Raw genomic sequence first — 20176 nt, forward strand, 5'->3', positions numbered from 1 at the left:
CACCTGATGCGGGCTGTGACACGATGGGCACCGTGTCCCGGTACCACCTCGTCCGATACGCCGGTCTAGCTGGAGCGATACTGCTGGCTGTCAGTGCGTACCTCGGCGGGGTGAAGCCGACCTGGCACGGCGGGGTGACTCCGCTGACCATCTGGCAGGGCGAGTACGGGCCGCTGATCGTCAGCACCTGGCTGATCGGCACCGGGCTGCTCGTCGGAGCCTGGTGGTACGCCCGGCGCGGTGTGCCGTCGACCCGGTGGGCGTACGTGACCGTCGGACTGTGGCTGCTACCGCTCGTCGTGGCTCCCCCGATGGGCAGCCGGGACGTCTACTCGTACGCATGCCAGGGCGCGGTCTACACAACTGGGGAAAACCCGTATTCGGCAGGTGTCGCAGAACTTGGCTGCCCCTGGCTGCAGTCGGTTTCACCGATGTGGTGGGATTCGCCAGCGCCCTACGGACCGGTGTTCGTGCTGCTGGCCGGGGCGGCTGCCGCACTGGGCGGGACACTGGTCGGCACGATCGTGGTGCTGCGGGTCGTCGCGGTACTGGGCGTCGTGCTGGCGGCAGGCTGCCTACCAGCCCTTGCCCGTCGCTGCGGGGCGTCCGGAGAGCGAGCACTTTGGCTCATGCTCGGCTGCCCGATCGTCGCGGTCCATCTCGTCTCTGGCGCGCACAACGATGCCCTGATGGTCGGCCTGATGGTTGCTGGTCTGTTGGTCATCGTTGCCCGACCAGGCCGAAGCTGGAGCCTGCTCGTTGGTGGTGCACTGCTCGGTCTTGCGATCGGGGTGAAGGTCACCGCCGGGGTGGTTGTCCCGTTTGCCGCGCTCATTGCTGCGCCTGGTCCATACCGGCTGCGCGCGTTGCTCCGTCATGGCGGCTGGGTTGTGGGCGGAGCTGTTCTCAGCGTCCTGGCCACGACGACCGCTTCAGGGCTCGGCTGGGGATGGGTGAACGGCCTGACCCGCAGCGGCGACTCGATTCAGTGGACATCGGCCCCAACCGCGGTTGGGCTTGCCATTGAATATGTCGGCCGGCTGTTCGGTGTGCGATTCGATGCCGTGCCACTGGTCCGCGTCGTGGCGCTCGTCGTACTTGCCCTGGTGCTTGTTGCGTTGTGGTGGCGGGCCCGGACAGGCTCACCCATGATGGGCGCGGGGATCGCACTAGCGGCCACGGTTGTGCTGGCCCCTGTCTTTCATCCCTGGTACGCGGTGTGGCCGCTGGCCGTACTGGCGGTTACCGTCGGATCCAGCCAGTGGTTTCTGCTGCCCTTTGCCCTTGCCACCTTCCTTACCCTGCCGGATGGCACGAACCTGGCCAGGTTCACCAAGTTTCCTGGCGTATGGGTGATGACCTTTCTGGTGGTCCTGGTTGTGGCGCGAGGATGCGTAGGTATCTCTGCCGTCATACGGCAGAACATCGGCACGGCACGCAGCCATCCTGGGTAGGACCGGCACCTGGATTAGGACCGGCAGCCGGTTCTGACGAAGCTGGCCACCTCCCGACAGGCGTTCGTAGCCGAGTGCTGACAAGCCGGTAGAAAGCGAGCGGGCCGACCCGCAGGTGGCGGATCGGCCCGACTCGTCGTTCGCTCGGGTGTTAGGAAGGGCCCATGCCCTAGGAAGAACGAGCGGAAGGGGCCCTTCCTAACTGCTGATCTGGGGTCAGCAGTCGAAGTACATCGCGAACTCGTGCGGGGTCGGCCGCAGGCGGACCGGGTCGACCTCATTGGCCCGCTTCCAGTCCACCCAGGTCGAGATCAGGTCCGGCGTGAAGACGCCGCCTTCGAGCAGGTAGTCGTGGTCGGCTTCCAGCGCGTCGAGCACCTCGGGCAGTGAGCCTGGCACCTGCTTGACCGTGCCCCACTCCTCCGGCGGCAGGTCGTACAGGTCCTTGTCGATCGGCTCCGGCGGCTCGATCTTGCTCTTGATACCGTCGAGACCGGCCATCAGCATCGCCGAGAAGGCGAGGTAGACGTTGGCCGACGGGTCCGGCACGCGGAACTCGACCCGCTTGGCCTTGGGGTTGCTGCCGGTGACCGGGATGCGGGTGCAGGCGGAGCGGTTGCGCTGCGAGTAGACCAGGTTGACCGGGGCCTCGAAGCCCGGCACCAGCCGGCGGTACGAGTTGACCGTCGGGTTGGTGAAGGCCAGCAGCGACGGTGCGTGGTGCAGCAGGCCACCGATGTACCAGCGGGCCATGTCGGAGAGCCCGGCGTAACCGGTCTCGTCGTAGAACAGCGGCTCACCGTTCAGCCACAGGCTCTGGTGGGTGTGCATGCCGGAGCCGTTGTCGCCGAAGAGCGGCTTGGGCATGAAGGTCGCGGTCTTGCCGGCGGCCCAGACCTCGTTCTTGACCAGGTACTTGAACAGTTGCATCTGGTCGCCGGCGTGCAGCAGCGTCGAGAACTTGTAGTTGATCTCGGCCTGACCGCCGGTGCCCACCTCGTGGTGCGAGCGCTCGACGGTGAAGCCGGTGTCGATCAGCCGGCGCACGATGCTGTCCCGCAGGTCGGCGAAGTGGTCGACCGGCGGCACCGGGAAGTAGCCACCCTTGTACGCGGTCTTGTAGCCCCGGTTGCCGCCCGGCTCCTCCCGGCCGCTGTTCCAGGCACCCTCGATCGAGTCGATGTAGTAGTACGCCTGGTGGGCCGAGGTCTCGTGCCGGATGGAGTCGAAGATGTAGAACTCCGCCTCGGCGCCGAAGTAGGCGGTGTCGGCGATGCCGCTGGCGGCGAGGTAGGTCTCGGCCTTCTTCGCCACGTTGCGCGGGTCGCGGGAGTAGGCCTCCCGCGTGAACGGGTCGTGGATGAAGAAGTTGAGCGCCAGCGTCTTCTGGGCCCGGAACGGGTCGATGAAGGCGGTGGCGACGTCGGGCAGCAGCAGCATGTCCGATTCGTGGATGGCCTGGAAGCCGCGGATCGACGATCCGTCGAAGGCGAGACCATCGGTGAAGACGCTGTCGTCGAACGACTCGACCGGCAGGTTGAAGTGCTGCATCACGCCGGGCAGGTCACAGAAACGTACGTCGACGAACTTCACGTCCTCGTTCTTGAGGTATCGCAGGAGTTCCTCGGGGTTGGCGAACACACGTCCTCCTGGCACGTCCACTGGGTGGCTAGGCTGTTGGCGACGCTATGGCGGCGGGGTTGCCCGGGCATGTCTTCAGTGTTTCTGCCGTGTTACGTCATTCGCGGAGCGTCATCCCCGCCGGTCGGGCCGCCAGCAGCCGCTCTCGGGACATACCCGCGAGTGATGCTTGATAACGCCTTGTCGGAATTCACCCTATCTGCGCTGGTCAGGTCGGCGGGCCAGGGCCGGACCGGGGGAGATGGTCTTCCCCCCGGGGTGGCCGGTGCCGGCTCTCCCAGGAATGACGGATACCCTGACTCTCCGTGGCGATACAGCAGGATGCTCACGCGATGGCCGTCCCACCCGCAGCCGACCCTGATCTTGCCCCGGCCGATCTGGGGCGCCGCTTCGGTGCGTTGATCATCGACTGGGTGCTCTGTCTGCTGGTCGCCAACTTCTTCGGTGATCCGCTGCGCGACGGCTGGCCGCCGGTCGCCGTACTCATCGGCGAGTATGCCCTGTTTGTCGGTCTCTTTGCGCAGACGCCCGGAATGTGGCTGACCCGGGTCAGGTGTGTCTCATACGCCCACGGCGGGCGGATCGGCGTCATTCGTGGGCTGGTGCGCGGAGCGCTGCTCTCCCTGGTGATCCCTACGCTGATCATGGATCACCAGCGGCGTGGTCTCCATGACCGAGCAGTCGGCTCGGTGATGGTCCCGACGGCTGCGACAAGGCCGCCGACAACCTCGTCAGCAGCCGCCAGGGATTGATCCCTGCCCGACCCTGTCCGGGTCGGATGTCCGATTTACGTTCATGATCAACAGGCTGCCGGCGGGCTGGCGCGGAATGTTGGCGGCCGGCGGGTGGTTATATCTCGCGTACGACCGAGTAGCGCTGTCTTCCTAGCCGAGCGGCGCGCGGTCATCTCTTCAGATGGCATCGGGGTCGCTGGAATGTTGGTGGCTGGCCGGTCGTTACATCTTGTCTACGCCCCCGCCCCGGGACCTCGGGGTTGGGTGTGGCGTTCTGATTCTTTCCCCCCTTCTTTCAGGTGAGCGGCATCTGTGTGTGTCTGCTCCCTGGCGTCTTCTGTCCCCCGGGAGGCGTTTCCTTTCCCCCGTATTGGAGCTTTGTCATGAACACGATTCTGCGTAAGAGTGTGCTTGCTGCTGCTGGTCTTGCTTTCACCGGTGGTGTGTTCGCGGGTCCGGCGCTGGCCGACCCGGCGGTTGCCGCTCCGGTCAAGTCGGTGGGTGTGGTGCAGGCTGACAAGCCGGCCATGGACAAGCTGATCCCGCACGGTGTGCAGGGTGAGCAGTCGCGGATCCCGTTGAACGGTGAGCAGACCGGTAACGTGAAGGCGATCGTCAAGGCTACGAAGAAGGCTGGTATGGACGAGCGGGCCGCTGTGGTGGCGATCGCGACGAGCCTGCAGGAGTCGAAGTTGGAGAACCTGGGTCATCTGGGTGACCGGAATGATCACGACTCGCAGGGTCTGTTCCAGCAGCGTCCGTCTTCGGGTTGGGGTTCGGTGGAGCAGATCACGGATCCGGAGTACTCGACGACGGCGTTCCTGAAGGGTCTGAAGCAGGTTGACGGTTGGCAGGAGATGCCGTTGACGCAGGCGGCGCAGAAGGTTCAGGTGTCGGCGTACCCGTTCCACTATGCGCAGTGGGAGACCCAGGCTGCTGACCTGGTTGCCGAGCACTGGAACAGCTGACCCGACCAGCAACTGACAGATAACCGAACCGCAACGGGCTCCCGACCGGACGACATCCGGTCGGGAGCCCGTTTTGCTCTCTGCACTCGCAGCGCCGTGTTAGGAAGGCTCCTTCCTATGCGAGACCCGATAAGAAGGGGCCCTTCCTAACCTTTCAGCGCTGGCGACCGGCACCCCGGAAGCCCGGCGGTCGCATGTTCTTGGGGATAGCGCCCTTGGGCATCTGCGGCCGGGCGGAGAGCGCCTTCAAGCGCTTGTCCAGGGCGTTGACATCCTTACCGCTGAGGTTGCGGGGGAGTCGCATCAGGGTCATCCGCAGCTTGCGGACGGGTAGCTCGTTCTCGCCCTGACCGATCATGTAATCGAAGATCGGGGCGGTGCCGATCACCTTGGCCAGCCGTCGCTTCTCCTGGCCGAGCAGCCCGCGCACCCGATGCGGGTTGCCCTCGGCGAGGAGGATCACACCGGGACGACCGATGACCAGGTGCACCATGTCCATCTGGGTGGTCGAGCTGATGGCCGGGGTCACCCGCCAGTCGCCTCGCATGCTCTCCATGATCGAAGCTGCGGCACCCGGCTGTCCCTCGGCGGCGCTCATCATCGCCGTGTTCGAGCGCAGGTTCAGCACGATCAGCAGGGCGAGCAGCGCGACCAGGATGCCGATCGGCAGCCAGAACCAACCCCAGAACATGACCGCCACCACGGCGAGCGCGAGCGGGATCAGCACCGCGGCGGCGGCCAGCGGTACGAACCACTTGTCGCGTTTCGCAGTGAACGAGAAAACCATCCCGATCTGCTTCAGCCGTTGGCCGAACGACACCTTCTCCTGGGGTTTTGCCATGGCTCGGAGTGTAGTGGCCCGCTCGGACCACGCTGACCCGCGTCCGGCACTCCGTGCCTGATACAGCGGCGCATGGTGTCGGAAGACGGTGGTCCGGCGGGTCGGAGGTAAGGACCTTACCCGGGCGGACGCTCGTCCGAAGGTTGGGTAAGGAGGCGGGTAGTCGCCGAGGATCGGGCGCGAACCCCATGTGACCAGGGGACCTTCCAGCGAAAAGTAGTGCTCGGCAGGAACCACTACTTCCTCAGGAGGAAGCCATGTCGAGCACCGATGCGCACTTCGTACTTCAACTCCATCGGTCCCGCGCCGAGGAACTACGGGCCGAGGCGAACGCAGACCGGCTCGCCCGATCCCTGACCGGCCAGCCACGACACGGTCGTTCAGGGCGCTGGAGCGGGCTATGGCACCGCACGGCTGGTCGTACCGTTCGGTGACCGTCACCTGGTCCACGCCGTGGATCGTGGGGACCGGACATGATCGCCCCCCGCTCCGGCGTGACATCCTCGATGTCGTGACTCTCCGCGCCACCAGCACCGTCCTCGTCGGTCGTCAGACCGAACTCGCCGCCCTCCGCGAGACATACCAGCGCGTACGCGGCGGTGAGCCGGCGGCGGTGCTGGTGGGCGGTGAGGCCGGGGTCGGTAAGAGCCGGCTGGTCGAGGAGTTCGGCCGGCTCGTCGTCGCCGACGGCGGCCGGTTGCTGGTCGGCCAGTGCCTCGAACTCGGCGAACAGGGACTGCCGTTCGCACCGTTCGCCGCCGCACTACGGGCCGTGCTCCGCCGCGACGGCAGCGAGGTCTTCGACGGCTACGAGCACGAGTTCGCCCGCCTGCTGCCCGAGCTGGCCCGGACGCCGGGGCGGGCCCCGCTCGGTCCGAGCAGTTCGAACGTCCCGCCGACCGGCCTTGATATCCACCAGGGCTACCTGTTCGAGCTGGTCGGCGAGCTGTTCGCCCGGCTGGCCGCCGACGCGCCGCTGGTGTTGGTGATCGAGGACCTGCACTGGGCCGACCGCTCCACCCGCGATCTGATCTCCTTCCTGATCCGCGCGGCCCGGACAGCGCGGGTCATGCTGGCCTGCACCTACCGTTCGGACGAACTGCACCGGGGACATCCGTTGCGCCCGTTCCTGGCCGAACTCGACCGGACCCGGGGTGTCGAGCGGGTGGACCTGGCCCGCCTGGACCGGGACGGCACCGCCGCGATCCTGACCGACCTGCTCGGCACCGAACCGATGACGCGGGCGATCGACAACATCCACGACCGGGCACAGGGCAACCCGTTCTTCATCGAGGAACTCGTCGCCGCCGGTGACCCGGCCGGCTGTGCGGACCTGCCCGGCACCCTGCGCGACCTGCTGCTGGCCCGAGTTGACCGGCTACCCGAATCGGCACAGCGGGTCTTGCGGATCGCCGCCGCCGGGGGAAACCGGCTCAGTCACGACCTGCTCGCCACCGTCGCCGGGGAGCCCGAGGCGGAGCTGGAGGACGCGCTGCGCACGGCGGTCGCCGCGCAACTGGTCGTCGCCGATCCGGACGGCGGATACGAGTTCCGGCACGCGCTGGTACGCGAGGCCGTCCATGACGAACTGCTCCCCGGCGAGCACAGCCGACTGCACGCCCGCTACGCGACCGCCATCGAGGAGCAGCCGCAGCTGGTTGCCGCCGGGCGTGCGCCGGCCGAGGTCGCCCACCACTGGTACGCCGCACACGACCATCCCCGGGCGCTGACCGCCGCCCTGGCCGCGGCCAAGGCGGCCGCTGCCCGGTACGCGTACGCGGAGCAGAGCCGGCTGCTGGAACGGGTGCTGGAACTGTGGGAACAGGTGCCGGACGCCGCCGAGCGGCTCGGCATGAGGCATCTCGACCTGCTGGAGGAGACCCTGTGGGCGACGTGGACCGCCGGTGACCATGGCCGGGCGGTGACCCTGACCCGGGCGGCGCTGGCAGAGGTGGACCGGGCGGCCGAACCGTTGCGGACCGCCCGGCTGCTGGAGCGACGCGGCCGGTTGCTGCGCCTGCTCGGCACCGACGACGGTGCCCACGAGACGTGGGCGGCCTACCACCTGATCGCGGAGCTGGACGACGATCCGGAACGGGTACAACTGCTGGCCGAGATAGCCAACCAACTAGGCAAGGTCGACGCGGCGGAAGCGCCGCTGATCGCCGAAGCGGTGATGGCCTCGGCGCGGGCACTAGACGATCCGGCGTCACTGTTCTCCGCCGAGCTGGCCAATCTACAGGTCAAGTGCTGGCACGTGGCCGATGAGAGCCGATTGGCCGCGCTCGCCCGAGCCGAGGACCTGGCCCGGACGATCGGTGACCAGCCGGGGCTGGTGGCCGTACTGGTCAACAGCTCGGATGCGCTCTTCGAACTGGGCCGGTACGCGGAGTCGGCGAAGGCAGCCGAGCGGGGAGTGGACTGTGCGCGGCAGGTCGGCATCAGCCGTTCCACCGGTGCGTTCCTCTTCTCCAACCAGGCCGAGGCGTTGGTGGCACTCGGTCGTTGGGACGAGGCGGAGGAACTGTGCGCCCAGGCTGCCCGGCTCGACCCGCCTGGTGCGCTGGGCCTGCACTGGTTGCAGGTACGGGCCCGGCTGTGGCTGGCCCGGGGCAATCCCGGTGCTGACGACCTCGTCGCCCGGGCGCTGGCTTTTCTCGGTCGCCGCTACCTCGACGTGATCAAACGACTGATGCTGCACGAGTTGCGGATCGAGGCGGCGTACGCCGGTGGAGATCTGTCGGCCGGGCTGGTTGCCGCGCGCGAGGCGCTCTGCGCGACCACCGACAGCGATCATCCCCGCTACCGGTGGGCTGTGCTGGCGGCGGCGACCCGGGTCGCCGCCGCCGGGGCGGACCGACCGCTGCTCGACCAGCTCTGTGCGGCGGCCGCCGTCGGTATGACCCGGCACCCGGCCGAACGGGCGTACGCCGCAGAGGTGGCCGCCGGCCTGGCCGACGAGACCGACGCACTGACTGCCTGGAAGGCTGCGGTTTCCGCCTGGCGGGTGGACGGGCAGCCGTACCCGCTGGGGCGGGCGTTGCTCGGGCTGGCCCAGGCCTCCGCCGCAGCCGGAGACCGGGCCACGGTCGCCGCCTCGATCGGTGAGGCGACCGCCATCGCCGAGAGCCTGGGCGCGGTACTGCTCCGGAAGCAGGCGGTGACCCTGGCCCGCCGGGTCGGCCTGACCGGCACCGGGCGGGCCGGGCCGGACCTGCTCACCGGCCGGGAGCGGGAGGTGCTGCGCCTGGTGGCCGAGGGACACAGCAACAGCCGGATCGCCGAGCAGCTCTTCATCTCACCGAAGACGGCCAGCGTCCACGTGTCCCGGATCATCGCCAAGCTGGACGTCACCAACCGGGTCGAGGCGGCGGCGGTCGCGCACCGCCTCGGTCTGCTCGACCCGCCAGCGGGCACCGCGGCCTGAGGCGCACCCCCTAGCGCACCTGGCGGACCACCTCAGGCACCGGGCTCACCCCCGCTCAGGCACCTGGCGGACCAGCTGATCGGTGGCGAGCGGGACGGTCAGCGTACGGCCTTTTTCGGCAGGACCGGGGCGGCCCGGCCGGTACCGTGCTCGCCGCCGCTCCGCTGCGTCGGGCGCTTCTCCTCGTGGTACTCCTCCTCGACGTTGACCTGCCAGACGTCGTGGTCGGTGCCGTCGAGGATGTTCTCCACGGTGAGCATGGCGGTGAGCATGGAGTGGTCCTGGTTGTTGTAGCGGTGCATGCCGTTCCGTCCGACCGGGTGCACGTTCGGTACCGCCTCGGCCAGCCAGTGCCGGATGGTGTCGACGGACTCCTCATAACCCTCGTCGTAGACCGGGTACGCCTTGGGCATCCGGACCACGAAGCCGGCGCTCACCGCGCCCGACGTGACCAGCTTGAGCTGCTCCAGCTCCCGGGTGCCGAGGGCGATCAGGTCCTCGTCGGTGGAGTCCCACAGGTCGTCGCCCTCGTTGACGAAGAACTCCAGCCCGAGACAGGTGTATCCGTCCTGCACGAGGTAGGGCGACCAGGAGCCGAAGTTCTGGATCCGGCCGACCCTGACCCCGGGAGTGTGTACGTAGATCCAGTTGTCGGGGAAACCGGCCTCCTGCGGGACGACCAGGGCCACGGTGAGGAAGTCGCGGTAGCGCAACTGGTCGGCTGCGGTACGGACCCGCTCCGGTGCGGGCGGATCCATGGCGTGGATGAGTTGCGACAGCGGCATGGTCGACACGACGTGGTCGGCCTCGACCCGTCGTTCCCCCTCGGCATCCGCCACGGTGACCGCCACGGCGCGGCCGTCCTCCCGGTGGACGGTCTTGGCCCAGGTGTTCATGGTGACCACGCCACCCGCCTTCCCGACGTGCTCCGCGCAGCGTTCCCACATCATGCCCGGCCCGAGCTTCGGGTATTGGAACTCCTCGATCAGACTGGTGATGTCCTTCTGGTTGCGCTTCGGCATCAGCGCGTTGATCACCGCGTTGAACAGCGAGAGGTTCTTGATCCGCTGGGCTGCCCAGGCGGCCTGCAATTCGGTCGCCGGGATGCCCCACAACTTCTCGCTGTACGTCTTGAAGAAGATCGAATAGAGCCGTTTGCCAAATCGGGCGATTACCCAGCCCTCGAAGTGGCTCTGATCCTTGGGCGGCCGGACCTGCGCCCACACGTAGGAGCCGACACAGCGGATCGCCTCGACGATCCCCAGGTTGCCCAGCGCGTTACCGGCCTTCAAAGGGTAGTCGAAGAACTTCTCGCGGTAGTGGATCCGGCTCATTCGGGGACGGAGCAGGAAGTCCTCGTCCGGCAGGATCTCGTGCCACAACGCCTCGACCTGCGCGACCTTCGTGAAGAAGCGGTGCCCGCCGATGTCGAACCGCCACCCGTCCCGTTCGACCGTGCGGCTGATCCCCCCGACCACGTCGTCGGCTTCGAAGACCTGGACGCTGGCATTGCGTTTGGTGAGCTCGTACGCCGCAGTCAGACCAGCCGGTCCAGCACCGATGATTACCGTACGGGGGGATGTCGTCATGCTCTAATTCATCACCTTCGAGGTAATGCTGGCAACCACCCTGCCGCGCCGCCAGCGTCGGACGGGCGGAATTTAGCACGGCTATCACCCTGATGGGCGATTCGCCGCTGTCAGTTCCCTGGGTGGACGTCGGTGACGGTCTCCGGAAGACAAGTGATTGACGGGGGCGGTCGCCCTATCGTGGGGTCGCCACCGCGGCCGCGTCACGTGCGTCGATCGCCTGCCGGTAGAGCCGACCCGCCCGGTACGACGAACGCACCAACGGCCCGCTCATCACGCCGACGAAACCAATCTGCTCGGCCTCCTCACGCAGCTCCACGAACTCCTCCGGCTTGACCCAGCGCTCCACCGGGTGGTGTCGAGGGGTGGGGCGCAGGTACTGCGTGATGGTGATCAACTCACAGCCGGCGTCGTGCAGGTCGCGCAGCGCCTGCGAGATCTCGCTTCGCTCCTCGCCCATGCCGAGGATCAGGTTGGACTTCGTGACCAGCCCGGCCGCGCGGGCCTGGGTGATCACGTCGAGCGAGCGCTCGTAGCGGAACCCGGGCCGGATCCGCTTGAAGATGCGGGGCACGGTCTCCACGTTGTGGGCGAGCACCTCCGGCCGGGCGGTGAACACCTCGGCCAACTGTGTCGGGTCGCCGTTGAAGTCGGGGATCAGCAGCTCCACCCCGCAGCCGGGCTGGAGCGCGTGGATCTGACGCACCGTCTCGGCGTAGAGCCAGGCACCCCCGTCCGGCAGGTCATCCCGGGCGACCCCCGTGACGGTGGCGTACCGCAGCCCCATCGTGGCGACCGACTCCCCGACCCGGCGCGGCTCGTCGGCGTCGAACTCGGCGGGCTTCCCGGTGTCGATCTGGCAGAAGTCGCACCGCCGGGTGCACTGGTCGCCGCCGATGAGGAAGGTGGCCTCTCGGTCCTCCCAACACTCGTAGATGTTGGGGCAGCCGGCCTCCTGACAGACCGTGTGCAGGCCCTCCCGGGACACCAGGCCGCGCATCTGGGTGAACTCGGGCCCCATCTTGGCCTTGACCTTGATCCACGGCGGTTTGCGCTCGATCGGCGTCTCGGCGTTACGGGTCTCAATGCGCAGCAGTCGTCGACCATCGGGAGCAATCGTCACAACGCCGAGCGTACGCCCGACGGTGCTGGTCGATGAAGATTAGGCGACACGGCTCACGACGCTGCCGGTCGTGACACCGCTCACGTCCCGTCGCGCCCGAGGCGTCGCCGTCACCGGCTGGGTTCCGGCTCCGCCCGGTTGGCCGGCATCGAATCGGACCCGTGCCAGTCCGGTGCCGGCTGCCGAGCGAGATGATCCCGCAGCACGGTCACGACCGGGTTCCACGGCCGTCCCGTCGGGCCGGTGAAGACCAGGGTCCGACGCACCACCGGCTCGAGCGGCACCATGGTGAGGTGGGGAGTGAGCAGTGGTCTGCCCAGGGACGGCAGGATCGTCACCCCGACGTGGTCGGCGACCATGCCGAGCAGCGCGCGCAACTCGCGTACCCGGTGTGCGGGTCGGAAGTTGCGGTCCGCCTCCCGGCAGATCCGCATCACGTCGCCGTAGCATCCGCCCGTCGAGACGACCACCGGGTCGTCGAGCAGGTCGTGAATGGAGATGGCGGGCTCGCCCGCGTACGGGTGGTCCTTGTGGACCACGGCCTCGTAGGCGTCCCGCATCACCACCACACCCCCGTCCGGCCATGGGTCGGGGTTGATCAGCACCGCGGCGTCCACGATGTCCTCCTCCAGCCAGGGCATCATCTCGCTGTCGTCCGCCTCGAAGACCTTCACGGTGATCTCCGGCAGGTACTCCCGCCAGCTGGCGACCCACCCGGGGACCATCGCCTGACAGGCGGTCGCCGGCGCGGCCAGCCGGACCACCTCGGTGTGGCGGTCGACATGGTTCTCGGCCACGACCGCCATCGCCTTCAGCGAGGTCAGGATGGTCCGTGCGTGCGGTAGTAGTTGGTGACCCAGCAGGGTCGGTATCACGTCGGGGTGGCGGCGGAGCACCGGAGCGCCGAGGAGGCGTTCCAGGCTGGTCACCGCGTGCGAGACAGCGGGTTGGGTGGCCCGCAGTGCCGTCGCCGCGCGACCGAATCCCCGGTAGTCGACAGCGGCGACGAAGGCCCTCAGCTGCGCCACCGTGATCTTCAGGGCGTCACCAGCCGGCCGTGCACCCTGATGCCGTTCGCTTGCCCGCCTGCTCGCCCGTGGTTCGTCCGGCATGGTTCCCCCCTCACCGTTCGGGGCACCTCGCCGGTCTCGCCTGCGAGTGGAGTTCGGGCCGATCGGCAGGCAGAGGCATCGGGACACCCGGTGGAACCGGGCGTCGCCCGCCCCTGCGAACAGCCGCATGAAGACCCGAAAAACAGCCCACGAACCTTCTTCAGCCCTGGTCATCGACGATAAAGATCGCTCATGGGTCCATGAGTCGATCTAATTTGCGGACCGGATGATTCTTCCGCGAACGTTGAAACAGGTCAATGACCGGTCGTGGGAACTCGGGTACCCACGGTGAGAAAGCCACGCTTACGGGGGAAGTAGATGTCCAAAGCCGTTGGGCTGCGTTCGGTGTCGCGCTCGAGTCTTGGTGTGCTCGCCGCCTACGTGGCGCTCTCCCTGACCTGGGGATCGAGCTTCTTTTCCATCAAGATCGCCGTCGGCGGCCTCTCCCCGCAGCAGCTGGTGCTCGGCCGGCTCCTCCTCGGTGCCCTCACCCTCAACCTCATCCTGCTGGTGACCCGCCGCCGCTGGCCCCGCGACCTCACCCTCATCCGGCACCTCGCCGTCGTGGGCTTTCTGCTCTGCGTACTGCCGCTGCTGCTCTTCGCCTGGGCGGCCCAGCACATACCCTCCGGCCTGTCCAGCATCTACAACGCGACCACCCCGCTGATGACGATGGCCATCGGGGTCGCGGTGCTGCCGGCCGAGAAGATGGGACCGCTGCGATCCGCCGGCATCCTCGTCGGTGCCCTCGGGATCCTGATCGTGCTGGCACCCTGGCAGTTGCTGCAGCAGCTGAACGAACTGTCCGGTACCGGCCTGGCCCAGTTGGCCTGCCTCGTCGGGACGGCCAGCTACGGACTCGCCTTCACCTACCTGCGCCGCTTCGTCACCGGCAAGTACGACTGCGACGCCGCGACCGTCGCCGCCGTCCAGGTGACGCTCTCAGCCGCGATGATGCTGGTCGTCTCCCCCTTCTTCATCACCACGCCGATGCGTTTCGACACCGGCATCGTGCTCAGCCTGTTGGTGCTGGGCATCCTCGCCAGCGGCATCGCCTACATCTGGAACACCCACATCGTGAACCGGTGGGGTGCCACCCCGGCCTCCACCGTCACCTACGTCTCACCCCTCGTCGGGGTCGCGCTGGGCATCGTCGCGCTCGACGAGCGCCTCTCGTGGAACCAGCCCGTCGGGGCGGTGATCGTCATCGTGGGAATCATGGTCAGCCAAGGGCTCATCGGGGGCACCACGGCGAAGAAGACCCCCGCGAAGAACCGCCCCCTCGACCGGTCCATTCGCTGACCGACCCCTCCTTCTGACGAGTGCAGTGCCGCACTCGCCATGCACCCTGCCCACATCTCAGCCGGGAGAGCTCATGACCACGCAGCCGACGGATCTCGACACCCTCGAAAAGCTCGTCATCCAGCAGATCGAAGAGGAGACAGGCCACCAGAACGTCACCCTTGCCGGAAAGCTGAACGAACTCGACATGGACTCGCTGACCTTCTCCGAGGTCCTGATGAACCTGGAGCGGCAGTTGGGCGTCGGGCTGGACCTGGTCGAGACCTTCGAGATCAACCGGGACACGAGCGTCGCCGACCTGCTACGCGCCATCTCCGCCGAACTCTGACCAGGCAGAAACGGAAGGACTTTGACCATGACCGTCGACACCAGGACCACCGCGCTGCAGGACATGTACCAGGAGTGGGAGCGGGCGGGTGTCTCGCCGTTCTTCCCCGTGATCGAATCCAATGACGGCAACCTCGTCGCCACCGACCGGTATCCCGCGCTCACCATGTTCGGCTCCTGCGACTACCTCGGTCTGTCCCAGAGTCCGGTGCTCAAGGAGGCCGCGATCGACGCCGTCCGGCGGTACGGCACCAACACGTACGGAGCGCAACTGCTCTGCGGTCACACCCGGCTGCACCACAACATCGAGGCCACACTCCGCGCGATGTCACCGCTGGACTCCGCCATCCTCTTTCCCTCCGGCATGGCGGCGAACCTGGCCGTGATCACCGCCATGGCCTCGAAGGACGACGTCATCATCAACGACCGCACCGACCACGTCTCCATCTTCATGGGCAGCCAGCTCTCCGGAGCCGAGGTGCGTACCTTCCCGCACAACAACATGGCCAAGCTGGAGAGCCTGCTGCAACGGTCGGGTGACAAACGTCGGCGCATCGTCATCGTCGACGGTCTCTACAGCGCCGACGGCGACTTCGCCCCGTTGGACCAGATCGCCGCCCTGGCCGACCGGTACGACGCGCGGATCGTCGTGGACGAGGCGCACTCCTTTGGTGTGGTCGGCCCGAACGGCCTGGGTGTCGCCGAGTACTACGGCGTGCTGGATCGGGTCGACGCGGTGGTCGCGACGATGAGCAAGGCGCTCGGCAGCACCGGCGGGTTCGTGTTGACCAACAGCGAGATCGAACGTCAACTGCGCTACATGGCCCCGTCGTACACGAGTTCGCGGGGATCGGCCCCGGCGGCGGCCGGGGCGACCCTCGCCTCGCTGCGGCTGCTCGCGGAATCCGGTGCCGACCTGCGTCGTCGCCTCGACGTCAACGTCCAGCTGGTGCTCACCGGGTTACGGGCTGCCGGCATAGACCTGATGAACACCCGCAGCCACATCGTTCCGGTGCTGGTCCGGGACGAGGACAAGACGGTGGCCGTCGCCAACTGGCTGATGGAGCGGGGAATCTTCACCGCCACCTTCGTCTACCCGCACGTGCCGCAGAACACCGGGCGACTTCGGATCGGGATCACCGCCGGCCACAGCACCGAGGAGTGTGAACGCCTCGTCGCGCTGATCGTCGAGGCCAGCCGGGAGTTCGCCTTCTAGGACGACGACCGGTCCCAGCACGACGACCGGTCCCAGCACGACGACCGGTCCCAGCACGACGAGTAGAACGGGGAGCGACATGCCTAGAGCCGCGGTCCTGTCCGGCCTCGGTGCCTGGGTGCCGCCGGGCACCCTCACGAACGAGAAGCTGGCCGCTGAACTCGACACCTCCGACGAGTGGATCAGAACCCGCACCGGTATCGGCCGGCGTCACATCATCAGCGCCGGGATGTGTACCAGCGACCTGGCCGTCGAGGCGGGCCGTCGGGCGTTGGAGAGCGCGGGTGCGGCCACCGTCGACTATCTGCTGCTGGCGACCACCACTCCGGACCGGCTCTGTCCGGCCACCGGGCCGGAGGTGGCCACCCGCTTGGGGCTCGGCACCATTCCCGCCTTCGACCTCTCCGCGGTCTGTTCCGGTTTCCTGTACGGGTTGCAGACGGGGCGGGCGCTGGTCCTGGCCGGACTGGCGGAGAGTGTGCTGGTGGTGGGGGCGGAGAGTTTCAGCACCCTGGTGGATCCGGAGGACCGGAACACCCGTCCGATCTTCGGTGACGGGGCGGGTGCCGTGGTGCTCCGGGCCGGGCACTCCGACGAGCCGGGCGCGTTGCGGGCGGTCAACGTCCACAGCGACGGGTCGCTCGCGGAGTTGATCACCGTCGCTGGTGGGGGAGCCCGCGCTCGGGCAGCCGGTGACGACCGGCCAGCCCATATCCGGATGCGGGGACGGTCGACCTTCATGGCGGCGGTGTCGCACATGGAGGCGGTGACCCGACAGACCGTGGACGAGGTGGGGTGGCAGCTGGCCGACGTGGACCGCGTGGTCGGGCACCAGGCCAACGTCCGGATCCTGCACTCGTTGGTCAAACACCTCGGCCTGCCGGAGTCGGCGGCGATCGTGCACCTGCACGCCGTGGGGAACACGGCGGCGGCCTCCATTCCCCTGGCGCTGCATCACGGCGTGACGACTGGTCGGCTGGGGGTGGGGCACCGGGTGGTGACCCCCGCCTTCGGCGCGGGTGCCACCTGGGGTGCGGCTGCGCTGGTCTGGCCGGATGTCAAGGTGCTGCCCGGCTGACCCGGTCGGTCCTGGCCGGGCAGATCCCGGACCCGACGGGCGGCGTGCCAACGGTAGGGCTGGCGTCGCGGGCGGCTGCGGTGGGGCTGGTGTCGCGGGCGGCTGCGGTGGGGCTGGTGTCGCGGAAGTCGACCCGTACCTGCCCGGCCATCGGTGTGCCGATCGTCGCCACCGAGATCACCACCTCCGTCGCTGGCCGGGTGACCACCCGGTACGACCACGAGGTGAGCGCGATCTCCGGCGAGCCGCCAGGCTGGAGGAGCGGACCGGGCCAGCTGGCTGCTGTGGGCCGGGGGAGCGGAGCGTGGCGGCTGGCTGCGGGCGGCAAGGGCATGAGTCGGCGCAGCCCGCCGTCCCGCAGCCCGCGACCGTACGCCTTGCCGGTCGCCTCCTTCTGCGTCCAGAGCAGGAGGAAGTCGTCCGGGTGGCGGGCCACCCAGGCTGCCTCCTGCGGCGTGAACCAGCGGGCGGCCAGCTCGACCGATGGCAGGTCGCGTACCTGCTCGACATCGACTCCGACGGGCCCGGCGGCCGTCACGGCGACGACCGCGACTCCGTGCGAGTGGCTGATCGACACCTCCAGCCCGGCGCCGGCGCCGGTCAGGATGGGGCGACCGCCCGGTGCGCGACCGACGCCGACCTCGGTCAGCGGGGCGTCCGCGAGGTGTGCTGCGGCTTGCCGGGCAAGGGTGTGGGCGTCCAGGGTCACACTCAACAAGACATCGATCATCATCGAAGTCCATCACGATGTCGCACCACCCCGCCACCCCCGGCGCAGCCGGTTATGAGCCTGCTCACGTCGTATCGCCAATTACCTGTCGCCGACGCCCCGAAGGCTGCTAGCCTCGCCGGCAACAGCGACGACGGAGCCGATTAGCGTCCCGACCACCGGAGTCCAGAGAACCACCGGCAGCTGGGAAGGTGGTCTCCGGCCGGGCCGTGAAGACCCTCCTGAGCTGCGGGAAGAACGGCGTTGGGTGGGGCGGCACCAGCACCCGGCGTTCAGTAGACCCCGCCGGCCGGCCCCCGTGATCGGGCGACGAATGAGGTGCCCGGCGTCAGCCAGGCACGAAGGTGCGGTGGTACCGCGAGGACCCGCTCGCCCGCACCTCCCGGGATCGCGTTGCGATTCGACGAGGAGGTACGCCCCATGCAACGCATCCTTTCCACGACCCTGCCCGACCACGTCGGCGAGACGGTGACGCTCGCCGGCTGGGTGCACCGCCGCCGGCTGCTCAAGTCGGTGGCGTTCCTGATCCTGCGGGACGCCGGCGGGCTGGCCCAGGTGGTGGTCACCGAACCGCACAGCCGGACCTGGCTCGCCACGCTGACCGAGGAGACCGTCGTCGAGGTGGTCGGCACGGTAGCCGCCAATCCCGCCGCGCCGGCCGGGGTCGAGGTGATCGAGCCCACCGTACGGTTGCTCGGTGAGGTTGCCGTGCCCCCGCCGTTCGACCTGTACCGGCCGGGGCTGACCGCGACCCTGCCGACGCAGCTCGACCACGCGCCGGTGGCACTCCGGCACCCCGCCCGCAGCGCGGCGCTGCGCATCTCGGCGGCTGCCGTGGCCGGCTTCCGATCCACCCTGGACGCGCGGGGCTTCGTCGAGATCCACACTCCGAAGGTCGTTGCGTCGGCGACCGAGAGCGGGGCGAACGTCTTCGCCATCGACTACTTCGGGACACCGGCCTACCTGGCCCAGTCACCCCAGTTCTACAAGCAGCTGATGGTCGGCGTGCACGAACGGGTCTACGAGGTCGGCCCGGTGTTCCGGGCCGAGCCACACGACACCACCCGGCACCTGGCCCAGTACACCTCACTCGACGTGGAACTCGGTTTCGTGACCGACCACCGCGACGTGATGAGCGTGCTGCGGGACGTGCTCGCCGGGATGCTCGCCGGCGTGGCCGATCGGGCTGCGGTGCCGCTGGCCACGCTCGGTGTCGAGGTGCCGGACGTACCGGCCTGGATTCCGGCGGTGCACTTCACCGAGGCGTTGGCCATCGCCGGAGCACCGCCCGACGAGCCCGACCTCGCGCCCGCCCACGAGCGGACCCTGGGGGAGTGGGCCCGGACCGAACACGGCTCCGACTTCCTGTTCGTCACCGGATACCCGATGGCGAAACGGCCGTTCTACACCCACCCCGACCCGGACCGGCCGGCGTACTCGAACGGGTTCGACCTGCTCTTCCGGGGCGTGGAACTGGTCACCGGCGGGCAACGGCTGCACCGGTACGGCGACTACCTGGCGGCGCTGGCCGCCCGAGGCGAGCCGGTCGAGCCGTACGCGTCGTATGTCGAGGCGTTTCGGCACGGAATGCCCCCGCACGGCGGCTTCGCGATCGGGCTGGAACGTTTCGTCGCCCGGCTCGTCGGTGCGGCGAACGTCCGTGAGGTGACCGCCTTTCCCCGCGACCTGCACCGCTTGACGCCGTAGCGGATCCTGCCCCCCGTGGCTAGGCCGCCGGTCGAGGACTTTCGAGTCCTCGACCGGCGGGATCAGTCGCCGTCGCTGTCGCCGTTGCCGTTGGTGAGACCGCTGTCGCCGTTGCCGTTGCCGTTGGTGAGACCGCTGTCGCTGTCACCGACACCCGCGCGCGCATCGGCCGGACCAGCGTCAGCGGTGTCGGTGTCGGTGGGAACGCTGTCGGTCAGGTGGGCTCGGCACAACCGTGGCTCGACGAAGGGGTCGAGCCGGTCGACGGTCACCGGTGCCCGAAGCTCGCTCAGCACCCCCTGCATCAGGCCGAGGTGTACGGCACAGACGACCTCCCGGCTGTGTTCGGCGATCTCCCGAAACGGGCAGTGTCGTAGCAGGATCTGTGGCTGCGATTCGACCGGACCCACCACCGGGTTGAACCCGATGTCGGTGAGGACCCCGGTCAGCCGGCCGATGGCCTCGTCCCTCGTGATCCGCTGAAACGGAGCGGGCCGCTCGGTCAGGTAGCGTCCCCAGGTCCGTCCGGCCTCGGAGGCGACCACCGATGGATTGGGCGTGGCGTGGGCCGTGACGCCGGTGAGGATCTCGGCGAGCAGCCGATAGCTGCGGGTGCCCGTGCCGGGGTCGGGGTCGGTCGGTACGGCTCGGTAGACCACCCTTGGCCGACCGGGCTGGTCGCGGCTTTCGGTCTCCCGTTCGGCCAAGCCGGCGTCGACGAGCCCGTCCAGGTGGAACCGGGCCGTGTTGAGGTGCAGCCCGGTGCCTTCGGCGATCTCCTGGACACCCAGTGGTGTCCGTGCCGCCCGAAGCAGGTCGAGGATCTGTGCGCGGCGCTCACCGAGTGGTGACCTGTCGTGTCGGTCACCCCACTGCCACCTGTCCATCAGGGCATTTTACTCCGTGTCGATTGTATAAACTATCATC

17 protein-coding genes are annotated in these 20176 nt (G+C 68.3%); 9 read left to right on the forward strand and 8 right to left on the reverse strand.

What is annotated here, in order from left to right:
• Positions 1-23: 23 nt before the first annotated feature.
• Entirely contained in the window at positions 24-1454 is a 1431-nt protein-coding gene (gene mptB, locus FHR38_RS23445) for a polyprenol phosphomannose-dependent alpha 1,6 mannosyltransferase MptB (protein ID WP_184536691.1), read from the forward strand.
• Positions 1455-1670: 216 nt separating this feature from the next.
• Here the strand turns inward: mptB and glnA are convergent, their stop codons facing one another.
• Positions 1671-3095 (reverse strand): type I glutamate--ammonia ligase, encoded by a 1425-nt coding sequence (gene glnA, locus FHR38_RS23450; RefSeq protein ID WP_184536692.1) that lies wholly within the window; start codon positions 3093-3095, stop codon positions 1671-1673.
• Between the two features lie 332 nt (positions 3096-3427).
• Between glnA and FHR38_RS23455 the strand changes: the two genes are divergently transcribed.
• Both FHR38_RS23455 and FHR38_RS23460 read left to right on the forward strand, forming a co-directional pair.
• Positions 3428-3847, forward strand: a complete 420-nt coding sequence (locus FHR38_RS23455) for an RDD family protein (protein ID WP_184540103.1) — start codon at positions 3428-3430, stop codon at positions 3845-3847.
• 365 nt (positions 3848-4212) lie between these two features.
• Positions 4213-4797, forward strand: a complete 585-nt coding sequence (locus FHR38_RS23460; protein WP_184536693.1) for a hypothetical protein — start codon at positions 4213-4215, stop codon at positions 4795-4797.
• A 154-nt stretch (positions 4798-4951) separates the two neighbouring features.
• Here FHR38_RS23460 and FHR38_RS23465 read toward each other — a convergent pair whose 3' ends face one another.
• Positions 4952-5638 carry a DUF4191 domain-containing protein gene (locus FHR38_RS23465; protein ID WP_184536694.1) on the reverse strand — a complete coding sequence of 229 codons (687 nt, stop codon included), beginning with the start codon at positions 5636-5638 and terminating at the stop codon, positions 4952-4954.
• Positions 5639-6149: 511 nt separating this feature from the next.
• Here FHR38_RS23465 and FHR38_RS23470 point away from each other — a divergent pair.
• Positions 6150-9065: a helix-turn-helix transcriptional regulator gene (locus tag FHR38_RS23470; protein WP_312882365.1), complete on the forward strand. Its 2916-nt coding sequence runs from the start codon at positions 6150-6152 to the stop codon at positions 9063-9065.
• A 98-nt stretch (positions 9066-9163) separates the two neighbouring features.
• Here FHR38_RS23470 and FHR38_RS23475 read toward each other — a convergent pair whose 3' ends face one another.
• The 3 genes from FHR38_RS23475 to FHR38_RS23485 all read right to left on the reverse strand — a co-directional run bounded on the left by FHR38_RS23475 (position 9164) and on the right by FHR38_RS23485 (position 12889).
• Positions 9164-10654 carry an NAD(P)/FAD-dependent oxidoreductase gene (locus tag FHR38_RS23475; RefSeq protein ID WP_184536695.1) on the reverse strand — a complete coding sequence of 497 codons (1491 nt, stop codon included), beginning with the start codon at positions 10652-10654 and terminating at the stop codon, positions 9164-9166.
• A 175-nt stretch (positions 10655-10829) separates the two neighbouring features.
• Positions 10830-11777 carry a lipoyl synthase gene (gene lipA / locus FHR38_RS23480; protein ID WP_184536696.1) on the reverse strand — a complete coding sequence of 316 codons (948 nt, stop codon included), beginning with the start codon at positions 11775-11777 and terminating at the stop codon, positions 10830-10832.
• 110 nt (positions 11778-11887) lie between these two features.
• Positions 11888-12889, reverse strand: coding sequence for a LysR family transcriptional regulator (locus FHR38_RS23485; RefSeq protein WP_184536697.1), 1002 nt, complete (start codon positions 12887-12889; stop codon positions 11888-11890).
• A 345-nt stretch (positions 12890-13234) separates the two neighbouring features.
• Between FHR38_RS23485 and FHR38_RS23490 the strand changes: the two genes are divergently transcribed.
• From FHR38_RS23490 to FHR38_RS23505, 4 genes are all read left to right on the forward strand, one after another.
• Positions 13235-14191, forward strand: coding sequence for a DMT family transporter (locus FHR38_RS23490; RefSeq protein WP_221449150.1), 957 nt, complete (start codon positions 13235-13237; stop codon positions 14189-14191).
• 73 nt (positions 14192-14264) lie between these two features.
• A complete protein-coding gene (locus FHR38_RS23495) occupies positions 14265-14519 on the forward strand; it encodes a phosphopantetheine-binding protein (protein WP_184536699.1) in 255 nt (84 codons plus the stop codon).
• 27 nt (positions 14520-14546) lie between these two features.
• Positions 14547-15734, forward strand: a complete 1188-nt coding sequence (locus tag FHR38_RS23500) for an aminotransferase class I/II-fold pyridoxal phosphate-dependent enzyme (protein WP_184536700.1) — start codon at positions 14547-14549, stop codon at positions 15732-15734.
• Between the two features lie 79 nt (positions 15735-15813).
• Positions 15814-16812, forward strand: a complete 999-nt coding sequence (locus tag FHR38_RS23505) for a beta-ketoacyl-ACP synthase 3 (protein ID WP_184536701.1) — start codon at positions 15814-15816, stop codon at positions 16810-16812.
• On the opposite strand, the gene FHR38_RS31675 is transcribed toward FHR38_RS23505, so the two are convergent.
• A complete protein-coding gene (locus FHR38_RS31675) occupies positions 16793-17542 on the reverse strand; it encodes a 4'-phosphopantetheinyl transferase family protein (protein WP_246446710.1) in 750 nt (249 codons plus the stop codon). The genes FHR38_RS23505 and FHR38_RS31675 overlap by 20 nt on opposite strands.
• Positions 17543-17814: 272 nt before the next feature.
• Complete coding sequence (locus tag FHR38_RS23515; RefSeq protein ID WP_184536702.1) at positions 17815-17964, reverse strand: hypothetical protein; 150 nt, start codon at positions 17962-17964, stop codon at positions 17815-17817.
• Between FHR38_RS23515 and aspS the strand changes: the two genes are divergently transcribed.
• Positions 17963-19249 carry an aspartate--tRNA(Asn) ligase gene (gene aspS, locus FHR38_RS23520; RefSeq protein WP_184536703.1) on the forward strand — a complete coding sequence of 429 codons (1287 nt, stop codon included), beginning with the start codon at positions 17963-17965 and terminating at the stop codon, positions 19247-19249. The genes FHR38_RS23515 and aspS overlap by 2 nt on opposite strands.
• Positions 19250-19311: 62 nt before the next feature.
• On the opposite strand, the gene FHR38_RS23525 is transcribed toward aspS, so the two are convergent.
• On the reverse strand, positions 19312-20136 hold the full coding sequence (locus tag FHR38_RS23525; RefSeq protein WP_184536704.1) for a helix-turn-helix transcriptional regulator: 825 nt from the start codon (positions 20134-20136) through the stop codon (positions 19312-19314).
• Positions 20137-20176: the final 40 nt, after the last annotated feature.

The sequence above is a fragment of the Micromonospora polyrhachis genome (assembly GCF_014203835.1).
GTDB classification, from domain to species: domain Bacteria; phylum Actinomycetota; class Actinomycetes; order Mycobacteriales; family Micromonosporaceae; genus Micromonospora_H; species Micromonospora_H polyrhachis.

Excerpts from the sequence above, each read along its gene's own strand:
- mptB (WP_184536691.1), top strand. The coding sequence starts at position 24 with ATGGGCACCGTGTCCCGGTACCACCTCGTCCGATACGCCGGTCTAGCT.
- FHR38_RS23455 (WP_184540103.1), top strand. The coding sequence starts at position 3,428 with ATGGCCGTCCCACCCGCAGCCGACCCTGATCTTGCCCCGGCCGATCTG.
- FHR38_RS23460 (WP_184536693.1), top strand. The coding sequence starts at position 4,213 with ATGAACACGATTCTGCGTAAGAGTGTGCTTGCTGCTGCTGGTCTTGCT.
- FHR38_RS23465 (WP_184536694.1), bottom strand. The coding sequence starts at position 5,638 with ATGGCAAAACCCCAGGAGAAGGTGTCGTTCGGCCAACGGCTGAAGCAG.
- FHR38_RS23475 (WP_184536695.1), bottom strand. The coding sequence starts at position 10,654 with ATGACGACATCCCCCCGTACGGTAATCATCGGTGCTGGACCGGCTGGT.
- FHR38_RS23485 (WP_184536697.1), bottom strand. The coding sequence starts at position 12,889 with ATGCCGGACGAACCACGGGCGAGCAGGCGGGCAAGCGAACGGCATCAG.
- FHR38_RS23495 (WP_184536699.1), top strand. The coding sequence starts at position 14,265 with ATGACCACGCAGCCGACGGATCTCGACACCCTCGAAAAGCTCGTCATC.
- FHR38_RS23500 (WP_184536700.1), top strand. The coding sequence starts at position 14,547 with ATGACCGTCGACACCAGGACCACCGCGCTGCAGGACATGTACCAGGAG.
- FHR38_RS23505 (WP_184536701.1), top strand. The coding sequence starts at position 15,814 with ATGCCTAGAGCCGCGGTCCTGTCCGGCCTCGGTGCCTGGGTGCCGCCG.
- FHR38_RS31675 (WP_246446710.1), bottom strand. The coding sequence starts at position 17,542 with ATGATCGATGTCTTGTTGAGTGTGACCCTGGACGCCCACACCCTTGCC.
- aspS (WP_184536703.1), top strand. The coding sequence starts at position 17,963 with ATGCAACGCATCCTTTCCACGACCCTGCCCGACCACGTCGGCGAGACG.
- FHR38_RS23515 (WP_184536702.1), bottom strand. The coding sequence starts at position 17,964 with ATGGGGCGTACCTCCTCGTCGAATCGCAACGCGATCCCGGGAGGTGCG.
- FHR38_RS23525 (WP_184536704.1), bottom strand. The coding sequence starts at position 20,136 with ATGGACAGGTGGCAGTGGGGTGACCGACACGACAGGTCACCACTCGGT.